General features: G+C 63.9%; 8 protein-coding genes and 1 pseudogene. 4 read left to right on the forward strand and 5 right to left on the reverse strand.

The window, feature by feature from the left end:
- Position 1 precedes the first annotated feature (1 nt).
- Positions 2-676 carry an HAD family phosphatase gene (locus tag KP010_RS21055; RefSeq protein WP_216281621.1) on the forward strand — a complete coding sequence of 225 codons (675 nt, stop codon included), beginning with the start codon at positions 2-4 and terminating at the stop codon, positions 674-676.
- A 112-nt stretch (positions 677-788) separates the two neighbouring features.
- Positions 789-3,170 (forward strand): phosphoenolpyruvate synthase, encoded by a 2,382-nt coding sequence (gene ppsA, locus KP010_RS21060; RefSeq protein WP_216281600.1) that lies wholly within the window; start codon positions 789-791, stop codon positions 3,168-3,170.
- Between the two features lie 15 nt (positions 3,171-3,185).
- Here the strand turns inward: ppsA and KP010_RS21065 are convergent, their stop codons facing one another.
- Positions 3,186-6,059, reverse strand: a complete 2,874-nt coding sequence (locus tag KP010_RS21065) for a discoidin domain-containing protein (RefSeq protein WP_216281603.1) — start codon at positions 6,057-6,059, stop codon at positions 3,186-3,188.
- 198 nt (positions 6,060-6,257) lie between these two features.
- Here KP010_RS21065 and KP010_RS21070 point away from each other — a divergent pair, with 198 nt between their 5' ends.
- The gene (locus KP010_RS21070) at positions 6,258-9,653 is read left to right on the forward strand and encodes a GH36-type glycosyl hydrolase domain-containing protein (protein ID WP_216281607.1); all 3,396 of its coding nucleotides are present in this window, start codon (positions 6,258-6,260) and stop codon (positions 9,651-9,653) included.
- A 36-nt stretch (positions 9,654-9,689) separates the two neighbouring features.
- On the opposite strand, the gene KP010_RS21075 is transcribed toward KP010_RS21070, so the two are convergent.
- From KP010_RS21075 to KP010_RS22970, 3 genes are all read right to left on the reverse strand, one after another.
- Positions 9,690-11,168 (reverse strand): glycoside hydrolase family 15 protein, encoded by a 1,479-nt coding sequence (locus KP010_RS21075; RefSeq protein WP_216281609.1) that lies wholly within the window; start codon positions 11,166-11,168, stop codon positions 9,690-9,692.
- Between the two features lie 48 nt (positions 11,169-11,216).
- Positions 11,217-13,007 carry an ABC transporter ATP-binding protein/permease gene (locus tag KP010_RS21080; RefSeq protein WP_216281611.1) on the reverse strand — a complete coding sequence of 597 codons (1,791 nt, stop codon included), beginning with the start codon at positions 13,005-13,007 and terminating at the stop codon, positions 11,217-11,219.
- Positions 13,008-13,255: 248 nt separating this feature from the next.
- Positions 13,256-13,426: a helix-turn-helix domain-containing protein gene (locus KP010_RS22970; RefSeq protein WP_253203959.1), complete on the reverse strand. Its 171-nt coding sequence runs from the start codon at positions 13,424-13,426 to the stop codon at positions 13,256-13,258.
- A gap of 164 nt (positions 13,427-13,590) precedes the next feature.
- Here KP010_RS22970 and KP010_RS21090 point away from each other — a divergent pair.
- Positions 13,591-13,809 (forward strand): annotated as a pseudogene (locus KP010_RS21090) (IS6 family transposase); the annotation flags it as partial.
- Positions 13,810-14,447: 638 nt separating this feature from the next.
- Here KP010_RS21090 and KP010_RS21095 read toward each other — a convergent pair.
- Entirely contained in the window at positions 14,448-14,615 is a 168-nt protein-coding gene (locus KP010_RS21095) for a hypothetical protein (protein ID WP_216281613.1), read from the reverse strand.
- Between the last annotated feature and the right edge of the window lie 188 nt (positions 14,616-14,803).

Below are 14,803 nucleotides of genomic sequence, written 5' to 3' on the forward strand. Positions count from 1 at the left end.
GATGCGCATCGACCCGGTCTTCCTATTCGATCTCGATGGCACGCTGGTCGACAGCGTCTATCAGCACGTCCTCGCCTGGAAGAAAGCGCTCGACGCGGAGCGCATCGATTTGTCGGTCTGGCGCATTCATCGCAAGGTCGGCATGAGCGGGGGCTTGTTCGCCAATCAGCTGCTGCGCGAGACCGGCATGGAAATCGACGCTGAGCGCGTGCGCCGTTTGAGCGCCGCCCACGCCGCCGCTTATCTCGAGATCGCCGACGGGGTGCGCCCGCTCCCGGGCGCAAGGGAGCTCCTCGCATGGCTCACCGACGCCGGCGTCCCCTGGGCGATCGCGACGAGCGGTCGCATGGAGACGGCGCACGTCAATCTCGCCGCGCTCGGCGTCAATCCCACCCGCACGCCGGTCGTCACTCGCGACCAGGTCGCCCACGCCAAGCCCGACCCAGATCTTTTTCTCGCCGCCGCCCGACGGCTGAACGCGCCCATCACGACAGCGTTCGTCGTCGGCGACAGCATATGGGACATGCTCGCCGCGACCCGATGCCGTGCGCTGGGGGTCGGCCTTCTGAGCGGGGGCTACGGCTCCGAGGAGCTGCGGCAGTCTGGCGCGTTTCGCGTCTATGACGATCCCGCCGATCTATTGTTCCACATCGACGAGATCGGTGGAAGGAAGTGACATTCGGTCGCTCTGCTCGCGCTCGCTAGAATGAGCCATAAATGGGCGTCGCGGACATCGTGGCCCGACGACGAGAAGAGCAGACTTCGAGATTCGAAGCGAGGGGAGTCGCATGACCGACATGGCGCGGCAAATCGTCTGGCTCGAGGACTTGACCCGCGACGATGTTCCGAGCGTCGGCGGAAAGAACGCCTCGCTCGGAGAAATGATTTCCCGACTCACCGAAAAAGGCGTCAGAACGCCCTCTGGATTTGCGACGACGGCGCAAGCCTATTGGCGCTTCATCGACAGCAATGGCGCGCGGAATGTCATCGCCACGACGCTCGACGACCTCGAATCCGGCCGCATCGCGCTCGCCGACGCCGGTCGAACGATTCGTAACGCCATTCTACGCGGCGAATGGTCCAGCGAAATGGCGAGCGCCATCGTCGTGGCCTATCGCGAGCTGGGCCGGCGCATCGGCAGGGACGCGCCCGACGTCGCGGTGAGGTCGAGCGCAACCGCTGAAGACCTGCCGAATGCGAGCTTCGCGGGGCAGCAGGAGACCTATCTGAACATTCGCGGCGAGTGGGCGTTGCTCGACGCCTGTCGGCGCTGCTACGCGTCGCTCTTCACGGATCGCGCGATAAGCTATCGCAAGGCGCAAGGTTTCGACCATATGAAAGTCGCGCTATCGATCGGCGTGCAGATCATGGTCCGGTCCGACACAGGCGGCGCCGGCGTGATGTTCTCGCTGGACACGGAGACGGGCTTCGACAAGGTCGCTCTCATCAACGCCTCCTGGGGGCTCGGCGAGAATGTCGTGCAGGGCGCGGTGGACCCGGACGAATATGTCGTGTTCAAGCCATTCCTTTCCGATGCAGCGCTGTCGCCGATCATCGAGAAGAAACGCGGCGACAAGCTGGTGAAGATGATCTATGCGCAGGGCGACGACCAGCCGACGCGCAATGTCCCGACGTCAAAGGCCGAGCGCGCGTCCTTCGTGCTCGCCGACGAGGACATCCTGACTCTGGCTCGCTGGGCCTGCCTGATCGAGGACCATTATGGCCGGCCGATGGATATGGAATGGGCCAAGGACGGCGAGACTGGAGAGCTCTTCATCGTCCAGGCGCGTCCGGAGACGGTTCAATCGCGACGCGAGGCGAGCGCGCTGAAGTCTTATCGCATCGGCAAGAAAGGCCGCAGGATTTGCACGGGATTGGCGATCGGCGATGCGGTGGCGACCGGCAAGGTCTGCGTCATAGAGGACGTCCGCGAAATTGGTCGATTCGTCGACGGCGCCATATTGGTCACGCGCACGACCGATCCGGATTGGGCGCCCATCATGAAGCGAGCCGCCGCGATCGTGACCGAGCATGGCGGGCGCACCTCGCATGCGGCGATCGTCAGCCGCGAGCTCGGATTGCCGGCGATCGTCGGCGCGCCGGATGCGACGCGACTGCTCCACGACGAGCAGATCGTCACCTTGTCTTGCGCCGAAGGCGACACGGGATTCGTCTATGACGGCGTCGCCGAGATCGAGATCGAGGAGCTCGATCTCGCCGCCGTTCCCACGACGCGCGTCGAGGTCATGCTCAATCTCGCAGATCCCGGCGCGGCCTTTCGCTGGTGGCGTCTTCCTTCCGACGGAGTGGGCCTCGCGCGGATGGAGTTCGTGATCAACAATCATATCAAGATCCATCCGATGGCGCTCATCCATTATGATTCATTGACCGACGAGGCGGCCAAAAAGATCATCGCCGAGGCGACGGTCGGATACGAGAACAAGAGCGACTATTTCGTCGAAGGGCTCTCGAGGGCGCTCGGCCGCATCGCCGCCTCCGTTCATCCGCGGCCGGTCATCGTGCGCATGAGCGATTTCAAGACCAATGAATATGCCGCGCTGATCGGCGGCGCCCAATTCGAGCCCAGGGAAGAAAATCCGATGATCGGCTTCCGCGGCGCGTCGCGCTATTATTCGCCGCGCTATCGAGAAGGCTTCGCGCTCGAATGCCACGCCATGCGCCGTCTTCGCGAAGAAATGGGATTCACCAACGTCATCGTGATGATCCCTTTCTGCCGGACGGTAAAGGAGGCGGATCGCGTGCTCGCGGTCATGGCGGCCAATGGGTTGAAGCGCGGCGAGAACGGGCTTCAGGTCTATGTCATGTGCGAGATTCCCTCGAATGTCATTCTCGCCCGCGCCTTTGCGGAGCGCTTCGACGGTTTCTCGATCGGCAGCAATGATCTCACGCAGCTCACTCTCGGCGTCGACCGAGATTCCGCGGAGCTCTCCGATCTGTTCGACGAGAGGGACGAGGCGGTGAAATGGATGATCCACACTGTCATCGACGCCGCGCGCGATGCGGGGGCCAAGGTCGGGCTGTGCGGGCAAGCGCCGAGCGACCATCCCGATTTCGCCGAATTCCTGGTCGAATGCGGGATCGATTCCGTATCGGTGACGCCCGACAGCTTTGTCGTCGTGAAGCAGCATGTGGCGGCCGCAGAGAGTTGATCGAGCGCGACCCGCTCAAAAATCGATGACCATCCGGCTGAAATTCGCCGAGGAGATCACATCGCCATCGATAACGCAGGATTGTCCGTCCGCACATGCGCGCTTCGCCCCGGGGAAGCGTATCGTGACGCGCTCGGGCGGCGGCCCGGCCGAGGCCAGCTCGATCGTCGCTCTGGATTTCGTCCGGCAGGCCAGCAGATCGACGACGCCGAAAGCCGTCGGTAGATTCCGCAGAGTGATCCCCTCGCCGTCCCACCAATGGTCCGGCGCGCCGCGGAACAGCTCCAAGGCGTCGCCGTTTTCGCGCAGCAGCATACTTCGTATGGCAGTGACGAACTCCGCCCCGATCCAAGTGTGCGGCATGTCGCCGATATATTGCGGCGCGCGCGGCGGGCTCCAGACCACCTCGGCCCAGTGCCGCCAATTCTCGGGGCGCCGGCAGGAAAGAAGCAGCTCGAGCAGACCGAATGCGTCCTCGAGCCGGCCGAGGGACACGAAGGCGTTCAGATTGCGAATGACATAGGGCGTGAAGCTTCCCCCAAAATCTGGAGCGCCGAGCGATTTTATTTGCGCGGCGCAAAGGTCGTAGGTCGCCGCCAGCAGCTCGGGCGGAAGAACGTCCTCCACGCGGCACGGCTCGAAGGCGATGGAGGTCGAGGTGGGATCGACGTCCTCGCGATCGGCGGAGCCCGCGATCATCCCCTCGCCCATGAGTTCGGAGGTCATGCGGATCGAGCGAGTGAGATCTTCGGCGAACCCCTTCGCTTTCGCTCGCGCCCACGCCGCTGTTTCTCTTTCGCCCGCCGCATCGGCGAGAAAGGCGCAGCCCCGAAAGGCGCTCAATGCGAAGAAATCGTCCCAATAGCTGTAGCTCGGCTCGCTATAGCCCTCATGGCTGAGGGAAGGCGGCAAGAGACCGTGGAAACGGGACGTAGGGCCATGCTGCGCATTGGTTCGGGCGCAAAGCTCCTCGATGAATCGCGTCGCTCGGACCACGGGCTCGAGGACCGCGGTCAGAAATGCGCGGCTTCTCGTGATCCGATACGCCTCCGCCGCGACGCAGACGAACTCTCCCTGCGCGTCATATTCGATATCGCTTCCGTAACCCCGATTTATCGCGCCATTCTCGTCGAGAATGGGCGGGACCATGCCGTTGGGATAGAGACGCTGCGAATACCAGAGCACGAAGTCCTCGGCCTCTTCGGCCAAGCCGGCCCATAGCAAGGCGAGCGCCTGAGCGGAACCATCTCGTATCCAAATGCGGTCGTAGTTCCTGGGGCCGGGCTTGAAAGCGGGTCGCGTCGCATTGACGAGAATCAAGGAAATTTGCGCCTCGACCGTCTCGGTGACGCGTGGGTCGCCGACCGTTATCCTCCGGGGGCCGATCTTTTTTCGCCAGCGACGCGCGACGATTTTTCGCACGGCGAAGAAGGTCACGTCGGCGTCCGGTGTGACGCCGTCTCGCAAAGGCGCAGCGACGACGATGACGTCCCTCGCCGCCGGCGGCAGCGAAAAAGCGAATTCGACAGCCGCGCTGAGCAGCCCCGAGTCGGAGCAAAGGCTACGATCCGTCCCGCTCGCGCCGCCCTCGATCAGCCTCACGACGTCTCCGTCGTCGAAGTCGGCGACCGTCACCGCGTCCGGCTCGCGCGAAAACGCGGCATAAATTCGATCGTCGATTCGCGCCTCGCGACCGATGACGGCGATGGCGTCGATCGGCGCATGACCGCCGTGCTGCCAATAGGGATTGATCTGCGCTGGCCGCACCGCCAGCACGAGCGCTCCTTTTCGCGGCGCGCGAGATGTGTTGACGATCCGATACTGCACCAGCGCCTGCCCGGCGTGAGCGAGCGCCGTCGCGCAAATTTCCAGTCCATCTACGGACCATGTGACGCTCGGGATCGGCAATGATCCGCCGACGAGGGAATGGCGGATGCACGCGCTCGCCGACGCTCCATGCAATCTCTCGCCTGCTCGCAGCAGCGGCGTGATCTGCGGCGACCCGCGGCGGGGTTCGAGACCGCCATATTCGTCGAAAAGCGCCTCTCCTTCTCGATCGAATTCCCCCAGCACGGTCCAATAGACTTGACGGCCGAGCAGCGCTTGCGGGTAGAGCTCGCCGCGCCCGGCGCGCGCGGCCCGCTCTAGCTGGCCGATGGGCATGCGGTCGCTGTCGAGGATGCGGAGCTTGAGCTCGTCGACGACGGCGCCTTCCGGCGCGCTCGCCTCGTGCAGCGTCAGGCGGAGAAACCGGCTGCTCGCGCACGGCCACCAGAAGCTGCCATTTCCCCCTCCGCCGGCCGTGATGCGGCCGAGCTCGCGGAAATTTTCGCCATCGTCGGAGAGATAGGCCGAGAAATCCAGTCCATAGCTGTCTCCCCATTCGACGAGCGCGCCGACCACGGATCTGGCGAAACGGAAGTCGACGGTGATGCTTTCGCCCCTGCGAAGAGAGACCGGCGCATGGCCGAGCGCGGTGATGCGTCCCGCCTCCAGCGTCGTCGCGGCGTCAGCCGGGCCGTAGATATTGATTTCGACGATGTCGGGACCCGGCCCGCCCTCTGGATTCTCCGCGCTCCAGCGCAGGAATCGAGCCGGCGTCGGCGGAAAGGCGAAAATCTCCTGGCCGCCTTCACCGTGTCGGGAGCCGCAGAGGCGCATCCATCGCAGTCCATCCTGCGAACCCTCGAAACAATATGCGCTCGACGCGCGCCGCCCCCAGTAGATTTCCAGCCCGCCGAGCAGGGCCGCCTCGCCGAGATCGATCGCGAGCCACGACCTTTCGGCCGATTCGGCCGACCATGCGGTGGAATAGCGATCGTCGATCGCATGGCGCGGATCGCCGCTGCTCGCGGTCGCCTTCCATAGGGCTTTCGGCGGGACGTTCATCTCTCGCCTCCGACGGACGACATGCGCGTCCCGTCGCCGATTAACTCCCGACGCCGAGCCGGACGCAAGCCCCGCCTTCGGCAGCCTCTCCTTCGCGCGCCGACCGATCTGGCGTAGGCGCTTGGAACGGGTGGCCGACGAAGCCTATTCTGTCTCGAGCGGACGCAGCACGCGCCGCGGAGACGAGGATAAAACCGCATGGAAGCGAGCCCCGCTCCGACAAGCCCTCGCCTGCTGACGAGCGAATCGGGTCTGACCGTGGAAGCCAACGCCAATGGCTCGATCCGACGCATGCGGCGCCATGGGGTTCTGCTCAACCTGTTCCTCGCCAATGAGGTCGAAGGCGGACCCGCCAATATCTACTTGCGCCGCCACGACGATGGAGGCGATGCGATCGGCTTGCTCGGACCACGCAGCGGCGCGGCCGCGCAGTTCGACGATCGAGGCATGACCGTCGAGGGCGCGTGGCGAGACATTCGCTTTTCCCTGACGCTCGTTCTCGCTCGCTCCGCCGCCGCATGGTTCTGGCGGCTGGCGCTGGAAAATTGTGGCGACAAAGCCCAGCGGCTGGATTTGATCTATGTGCAGGACCTGGGCCTGACCGATTATGGCGCGGCGCGATCCAACGAATATTACGTCAGCCAATATGTCGATCACGCGCCGCTGTCTCACCCGGAGCGCGGCATCGTCGTCGCCTCCCGCCAGAACCAGCCCGTCGACGGGCGCTATCCGTGGTGCATCATCGGCTCGCTCGGGCAAGGGATCAGCTTCGCCACCGACGCGTTGCAGGTCAATGGTCTTTCCACGCGGGCGGGCGGCTCCCCGGAAGCGATGACGCGAGGCCTCCCGGGCGAGCGGCTCCAGCACGAGCATTCGCTGGCCGCCATACAAGATGCGCCGTTCCAACTCGCGCCGGGAGAGCGAATCGAGCGCGGCTTTTTCGGCTGGTTCGAGCCCGACCATTCGGCGCCGACGTCGGCTGCAGACTTGGCTTTCGTCGATCGAGCCTCGGCGCTGCCCGAAGCGCGCTCCGCGTGGCTGCCTCTCGGAAGCAAGCGCGCGGTTGCGCATCCGCCGAGCCTGTTCTGCTCGGCGCCGCTCCTTGAGGCGCTGGAGCTGCCCGAGGGCGAAATCTCGAAACTCTTCGGCGAGAATCTTCGGCATGCGGAGTGGGAGAACGGGCGGCTTCTCTCCTTCTTCTGCGGCGAACGAAGCCATGTGGCGTTGAAATCGAAGGAGCTGCGAACGCTGCGGCCTCATGGCCAAATCCTGCACACAGGCGGCGGCTCGATTCCGCAGGAGGCAGCGCTGACCTCGACGGTCTGGATGTCCGGCGTATTTCATTCGCAGCTGACGCAAGGCCATGTCGGCGTCGATCGGCTCCTTTCCGGGAGCCGCGGCTACCTCGGCCTTTTCCGTTCGCACGGACAGCGTCTATTCGTCGACGATGGGAGCGGCTGGCGGCTGCTCGACGCGCCCTCGGCTTTCGAGATGACGCCGGACGCCTGTCGCTGGCTCTATAAGCACAAGGCCGGACTGATACGGGTCGAGAGCCGGGCGCAGACAGAGAGCCACGAGCTGAGACTATCCGTCGAGTTTCTCTCCGGCGCGCCGATGCGCTGCCTTCTGTCGAGCCACATCGCCCTCGACGGCGACGACGGCGCCGACGAGGCGCAGCCGAGCTATGTTCGCGACGGCGAGGGCGTGTTCGTTCGAGCGGCTCCGGACAGCGAAATCGGGAGGCGCTTTCCCGGCGGCGGCTTCCGCATCGATCCGCTGCCCGGCGCGAGCATCGAAAGCGTCGCAGGGGATGAAGCTCTCTTTCCCGACGACGTTTCGCGGCGCCAGCCCTTCCTCTGCCTGATCGCTTCGCCCGCGCGATCGATCGGCTTTCGCATCCTCGGCCGTCTGCTGCCGGCGTCACGGCCGACAGGCGCGCCGGCCGATCGCTATTGGCGCGATATGTCCCTGGGCTTGCGAATGCGCGCGCCTGCGAACGCGCCTCTGGCGCAGGACGCAGCGCGGATCGGCGAGATCCTGCCCTGGTTCGCGCAGAATGCGCTCATCCATTATCTCGCGCCGAGGGGGCTCGAGCAATGTTCCGGCGGCAGCTGGGGCGTCCGCGACGTCGCGCAGGGGCCGGTCGAAATGCTTCTCGCTCTCGGCCGCTTCGACGCGCTGCGCGACATTCTGCGGCGCGTGTTCGCGCAGCAGAATCCCGACGGCGACTGGCCGCAATTCTTCGGCGTCTTCGAGCGGGAGAGATACGACCGAGCCGATGATTCCCATGGCGACATCGTCTTCTGGCCCTTGCTGGCGCTGGCGAGATATCTCTGCGCGTCGCAAGATCGTTCGATCCTCGCCGAGCGCGTCCCTTTTTTCGCGGAACGAGACAATTCGGCTGAGCCTGCGACGATCGAAGAGCATGTCGAGCGAGCGCTGGAGCTCATCGACCGGCGCGTGATCCACGGAACGCGCCTCGCCGCCTATGGCCGCGGCGACTGGAACGACACGCTGCAGCCCGCCGACGCGAGCATGCGCGACACTTATTGCAGCGCCTGGACCGTGACGCTGCATTACCAGACCTATATCGCCCTCGCAGACGCTTATCTTCGCGAAGGCTCGGCTGCGAGGGCGGCGGATATCCGCGCCCGAGCGGAGCAAGTGAGGGAGGACTTCCAACGCCTCTTGATCGTCGACGGCGTGGTCGCCGGACTGGCCTCATTCCGTGGAGCAGATCGCCGTGGAGCCGATCGCGTCGATTATCTGCTGCATCCACGCGATGCGGCGACGGGCGTCTCCTACAGCCTCATTCCGATGATCCATGCGATCATCGCCGGCCTTTTCACGCCCGCGCAAGCGCGCGAACATCTTGCCATCATCGAGCGCCATCTGCTGGCGCCCGATGGCGCCAGGCTTTTCGATCGGCCGATCGAATATCGGGGCGGCGCGCAAAAATGCTTTCAGCGGGCCGAGACCGCCGCCTTCTTCGGCCGCGAGGTCGGGCTGATGTACACCCATGCGCATTTGCGCTATGCGGAGGCCTTGTGGCGTTTCGGCGACGTCGATGGGTTCTTTCGCGCCCTTTGCCTCGCAAACCCCATCGGCATTCGCGACCTCACGCCCTCTGCGGCGCTACGCCAGTCGAATTGCTACTACACCAGCTCGGACGCCGACTTCGCCGATCGCTATGAGGCGCGCGACAATTACGATCGCGTCATGCGCGGAACGATCCAGACCGAGGGCGGTTGGAGGATCTATTCCAGCGGGCCGGGGGTCGCGGTTCGTTTGATCATCTGTTGCTTCCTCGGATTGACGCAGGAAAAATCGGCGCTCGTGCTCGATCCGGCGATCCCTCCGAGCCTGAACGGCTTGCGTGTCGAGATCGAGCTGTTCGGTCATGATTTCGAAGTGACCTATGCGGTCGACAAAGTCGGCTCTGGTCCCATCGCGACGAATCTGAACGGCGTCGACATGCCTTTCCTTCGCCGCGAGAATCCTTACCGCGTCGGCGCCGCGGAAATCGCGATCGAATCCGTGCTGAGTCGGATCATCGACGATGGCATGAACCGCCTGTCTGTCAGGCTCGGCTGAGTACGAAAGAGAGCATGGCGCGCCACTGAACCCAGCTCAGCCGACGCTCGCATCCTCCATCGCGAGAGCGGCGCGTCGTCGCGCCGCGACGGCCGAGATGAAACAGGCGTAGCTCCAGGAGAGATTGCGCGAAGATGTCGGCGCGCCGTCGTATCGGCTGAACTGTTCCGCCATCTCGCGCGACGCCGGCGTGTGTCGTCGCACCATTGCGAGATACATATCGCCGCGTCGAAGCGCCGCTTCGGCAAGCCGTTCTCGAAGCGGTGGCGCGAGCGCGCCCGAAGGGAGCGATTCCGCCGGCGTCCGCAGCAGCTCGGCCAGTGGCCCGCGACTCTCGTCGGCGACGACGACCGCCTCCCCCTCCGCGGCGGCCTGCGCGAGAAGAAAGCAATATTGGGCCGCGCCCAGTGTCGAGAAGAAATAGGCGCCGCCCGTGAAATAGCTGTCGCCGGCATAGCGGCCGAGCGCCGGCGCGCAATCGGCGGGACGCGTCCGGTTGATCGGATAGTCCTGCTCGAACAGATGCTCGAGCGCAGCCAGAGTCCCGAGCATTCTCGGATCGACGACGCCGTGCGGCCCTGCGCGCCGGCCCGCCTGGATCGCCCCGAGAACCACGGCTATGTCCAGGCGCCGCGGCGGCGGCACATCCGGCGGCGGGGCTGCATCCGGGAGACGGCCGCGATAGACGCCGTCATGCGGATCGAAATGCGCGTCGAGTTCGACGAGTAGCGCACACGCGGCGTCAGCGCAGGCGGCCGCGCGCTCCGCATCGCCCTCCGCCGCCAAAAACTCGGCGGCTGCGGCGAGCGCCGCCTGCTGGACGAGGCGCGTGTGATAGTGGAAGCCGAGATTTTCCTCCCAGAGATCGTAGCAAGGCCTCCGCCAATGCGATAGCGTGTAATCGAGATCGTAGCGCAGCAACGCCGAGGCTGTTTCGCCCGCCCGCTCGCGAAAGCCGTCCAAGGCGAAGCAGCGCATGACTGTGAGCGCGCGCAAAGCGAGTCCGTCACTCTGCGGCCGCGCCCATTTCATGAGGTCGATGCTTCCATCGGCGTTGTAGCGCGTTTCGCCGAGCGCTCTGTCGCCGGCGATCTCGGCAATCTCCTCCCGTGAGCGCAGATGTTGCCGGAAGGACGGCTCCACCGCTTCTGGATAGAAGCCGCGCCGCAGAAAGGATGGGCCGTCCAAACGACAGAGATCGAGGCTGAAGGCCACGAAATTCGTGAGATGCTCGATTGCGGATGGTTCGAGCGTTCCGTCTTCGATGGCGTCCCGCAGCGCGTCGGCGACGAGGGCGGAGTCGCGCAGCCAGTGAAAGAAATAGTCCGGATCTGGATCGTACGCCGCCATCTCTGTCGACGCCACGATCGAGCCGAGCGCAGGACGGATCGTCTGCCCCAGCGCAGGGCGATGTTTCACGAGATTCGTCGCGGAAACGGCGCGCGACATCGCGGTGGCGCAGAAGCGATTTTGGTCCATCGTCCATTCGAGGAGGCCTTTGTCGTCGTTGTTCATTCTCCGCCCTCCGAGGCCTGCGTGCTTTCGAATGTCATCGGTCGCCTCTCACGCGACCTCCGACTTTTTGCCGATCGGCGCGAGACGCGGTCCCTTCGGGTCGAAGACGAGCCGCAAGATTCGATTGTAATGCGAGGCCTCCGCGCGCGGACTGCCGATGGCGAGCAGCGACGTCGACGAGAGCTCATTGGCGAGCGCTTCGAAGACCAAATCCCGCCTCTCCGGCGAGATTGCCTCGATCGCTTCGTCCACGACCACCCAATCGGGCTTGTGCAGGAGCAGCCGCGCAAAGGCGAGGCCGAGCTGCTCCTCATGCGTGAGCTCCTGGTCCCAGCGCGCCGATCGATGAAGATCGGGGCCGAGATAGCCGAGATCGAGACGCGTCAGCGCGGCGAGCAGCTGCTCATCCTGAAAGGCGTCCGGCGGCCCGGGATAAGCGAGGATATGACGCAGGTCGCCGTCAGAAATGAAGGGACGCTTGGGCATGAACATGACCCGAGCGGGCAAGGGAAGCTCGATGCTGCCCGAGCCCCAAGGCCAAAGACCCGCGATGGCGCGAAACAGGCAGGTCTTGCCCGAGCGCGCCGCGCCGACGATCAATATGCGCGCGCCGCGTGAGGCCTCCACATGGCTTTCGCTCAATCGGATGCTACCCGTGGGGAGCGATACTTGCAATTCGTCGAGAACCAATCGTTCGCTCGCCGCTTCGCGGAATTCGATTCGGCTCGTAGCCTCGCCGATCTTGTCGAGTTCGAGCAGGGCGAGACGGAAGGCGCCGACGCGATGCAAAGTCGCGCGCCAATCCGCGATTGCGCCGGCGTTGTCGACGAACCAGCGCAGCGACTGCTGGACCTGGGTGAAGGCGCCCGCGCTCATCAGCAGGCCGCCGAGGGTGAGATCTCCGCTGAAGAAGGCGGGCGCTGCGACGACGATGGGCGCGACGATTGTGAACCAGCCATAGCCCGCCGTCACCCAACTCAGATTGGTGGTCGCGCGCACGAGGTCGCGCAACACGACGAGCAGGCGGTCGAAGGTCAGGTCGAGCTTCTGTTCTTCCTCTGCTTCGCCCCGATAGACAGCGACGCCCTCGCTATGCTCGTTGACGTGCACGAGCGCGAAACGCATGTCGGACTCACGAGCGTAATGTTCGGAGTTGAGACCGACGAGCGGCCGGCCGACGAGCCAGCTCGCGAGCGAGGCGGCGCCCGCGTAGAACAGAGCGCTCCACACCATATAGCCAGGGATGACGACGCTCTTGTCCCAAAAATGGAGCGTCACGCCCTTCGAGAGGCCCCACAGCACTCCGATGAAACAGACGAGCAACAGCGCCGCCTGCAAAAGGCCGACGCCGAGATCGGTGGTGAGCTCGCTGAGATGGCGTGCGTCCTCGTGAACGCGCTGATCGGGATTGACGCCGATGTCGCCGGTGCCGGCGAGCAGAAAGGCGCGCTTGGGCGCCAGCCATTGAGAGAAGAGATCGCGCGTCAATCTCCTCCGCAATTCAACGCGCGACATTTGATTGAGCCATGTCTGAGCGACGTTCAGAACGAGCAATGCGCCGGCGATGACGGCGAAAACGCCGAGCTGATGCGCGAAGCCTTCCGCATCGCGCCGCGCGAGCGCGTCATAGAAAGGCTGATTCCAGGCGTTGAGCGCGATCTGGCCGTAGGCCGTCGCGCCGATGACGACGATGAGCGCGGCCCATATGCCGATCAGAACGCCTCGCGCCGGCGAGCCCCAGAGGACCTGCCCGAGAGTCAGCGCCTCGCGCGCGAACTCTCGAGAGATCCATCCTGGCTCCGCGACCGGCCCTGGTCGTGTGGATGCGTCCTTCGCCATCGTCGGCTCGATCTCCAGCTCTCCGCCAAATACTCGACTTTGGCGCCAAATCGCGCTCCGTGACAATGCCGCGACGACAAGCGGAGGTCGACAAAATTCGATACGCACGGCGCCTACGGTTTCGTCCGTTTCGCGGAGCGCAAAATTTCAACGGTTTAGGACGCCGCTCAGTATCGAGCCCCCTCGCCGATTCATACACTGACTAACCGTCACACATGACTCCTGATGAGAGCTATCTCTTCGCACTTTCATATAACAGCCCACGCTCTGCATCGCCCGCGCCCGGTCAACTCGCGAAGGCTCGACGAGAGTTCGTCGATCATCGTGGTGGCGGCTTGTTGAGAGACGCGGAGTTCCTTGGCGGCAAGAGGGACGGTGACGACCGGTGAAACGAGACACAATTCGACGAGCTGCGACATCCTCGAATTCGTTCTTCGGCCTTCGCATTTTCTGAGCAGGAGCTCGCGCGCGAGCGTCAATCTGTCGAGCTCCTTCGCGTCCGCCTTCGCCAACGTTTCGATCGCACAGGCGGGCGATGTCACGATATCCGGCGAGTAGGTCGCGGCAGGCCATTTTGGGCATCATGAATCCACCGACCTCGAGCTACAAGCGCCGTCGCTTCCCGCCGCAGATCATCGCCCACGCCGTCTGGCTCTATTTTCGCTTTCCACTCAGCCTGCGGCTCGTGGAGGAAATGCTGCTCGAACGCGGGATAGCGGTCTCCTACGAAACCGTTCGTCGCTGGGCCATGAAATTCGGACCCGATTATGCCCGCCGCTTGAAGCGCAAAAAGCCGGGTCGACGCCTCCAGATGGCCGTTGGAAATATTCCACAGGGCCGTTCCGAGCTCTTGCAAGGCGTGGGAGTTTGTCAGTCGACCAATGGTGCAGGTGAGTTCGGCGATGATTCGAATTGCAGCTCCCAAGAAGAGGAGCGGCGTTTAACGCTCTCCTGTCTTCGCGATGTTGCGTGATCGTCCATTGGGCCGCACGAATGACTTCAGCCAACCATCGCTGCGATTCGGCAGTGAGCATTCGTTGCTCGTCGGGATTCAGATATCCTTTATCGACAGAAACTCGACAGGCAAATCTGCGAGCGAGCGGCAGGAACTCTTCGGTCCCCTCCGAGGTGAAAGCGTGGAGTTCGACGTCTGTCAGTTCCGGGAGACTCTCATCGGCCAGCCGCCACGCCAGATTTTTGTCGAGTTCGGCATAGCGTCTGATTTTCTCGAGCCTTTCCGGCACGCTGCGGAGGACGTTGTTGAAATGCGCAAAATAGACTCCGTCTGGTGCACGACCGGTGTTCGACGGCGCCTCGATTCCGCAGCTATGGACTTGCTCGATATAGGAGACTTTAGTGGCCTCCCAAAGTCGCGCCATCCCGTTGAAGTGGACTCCATCGGTCATTTCGAAGCGACTTGGCCAACGCGAGTAGACGAGTTCACCGTCGCGCCAGCTCAATTCTCGGCGAGAGATCGACCAAGCCGGGCGACCGACGAAATTCGCTGTATTCTTTAGCCCAGTTCAACAAACCTCGTGATGGAAACTCGTCATCGTCGAGGCGTAGTACCCAGGGCGTCCCCGCGCTCTTGGCGCCGACCTCGATCATCCCGGCCTCCGCGAAGTCGTCAGAGGGCAGGAATTCGATGGCGCCGGCTCCCTTTCCGCGCAAGATCGAGAGCGTTTGATCGTCGCTGCGCGCATCGACAATATACAAAGGCTCGACGCCGATTTGGCGATATGCTGTCGATTTCCGTCGAGATTTGACCCAGGATTTCCATTGAGAAGTGACCCGGG

Source organism: Methylosinus sp. KRF6, assembly GCF_018887255.1.
GTDB lineage: Bacteria > Pseudomonadota > Alphaproteobacteria > Rhizobiales > Beijerinckiaceae > Methylosinus > Methylosinus sporium.

Coding starts and splice junctions, on each gene's coding strand:
- KP010_RS21055 (WP_216281621.1), top strand. CDS start 2: ATGCGCATCGACCCGGTCTTCCTATTCGATCTCGATGGCACGCTGGTC.
- ppsA (WP_216281600.1), top strand. CDS start 789: ATGACCGACATGGCGCGGCAAATCGTCTGGCTCGAGGACTTGACCCGC.
- KP010_RS21065 (WP_216281603.1), bottom strand. CDS start 6,059: ATGAACGTCCCGCCGAAAGCCCTATGGAAGGCGACCGCGAGCAGCGGC.
- KP010_RS21070 (WP_216281607.1), top strand. CDS start 6,258: ATGGAAGCGAGCCCCGCTCCGACAAGCCCTCGCCTGCTGACGAGCGAA.
- KP010_RS21075 (WP_216281609.1), bottom strand. CDS start 11,168: ATGAACAACGACGACAAAGGCCTCCTCGAATGGACGATGGACCAAAAT.
- KP010_RS21080 (WP_216281611.1), bottom strand. CDS start 13,007: ATGGCGAAGGACGCATCCACACGACCAGGGCCGGTCGCGGAGCCAGGA.
- KP010_RS22970 (WP_253203959.1), bottom strand. CDS start 13,426: ATGTCGCAGCTCGTCGAATTGTGTCTCGTTTCACCGGTCGTCACCGTC.
- KP010_RS21095 (WP_216281613.1), bottom strand. CDS start 14,615: ATGATCGAGGTCGGCGCCAAGAGCGCGGGGACGCCCTGGGTACTACGC.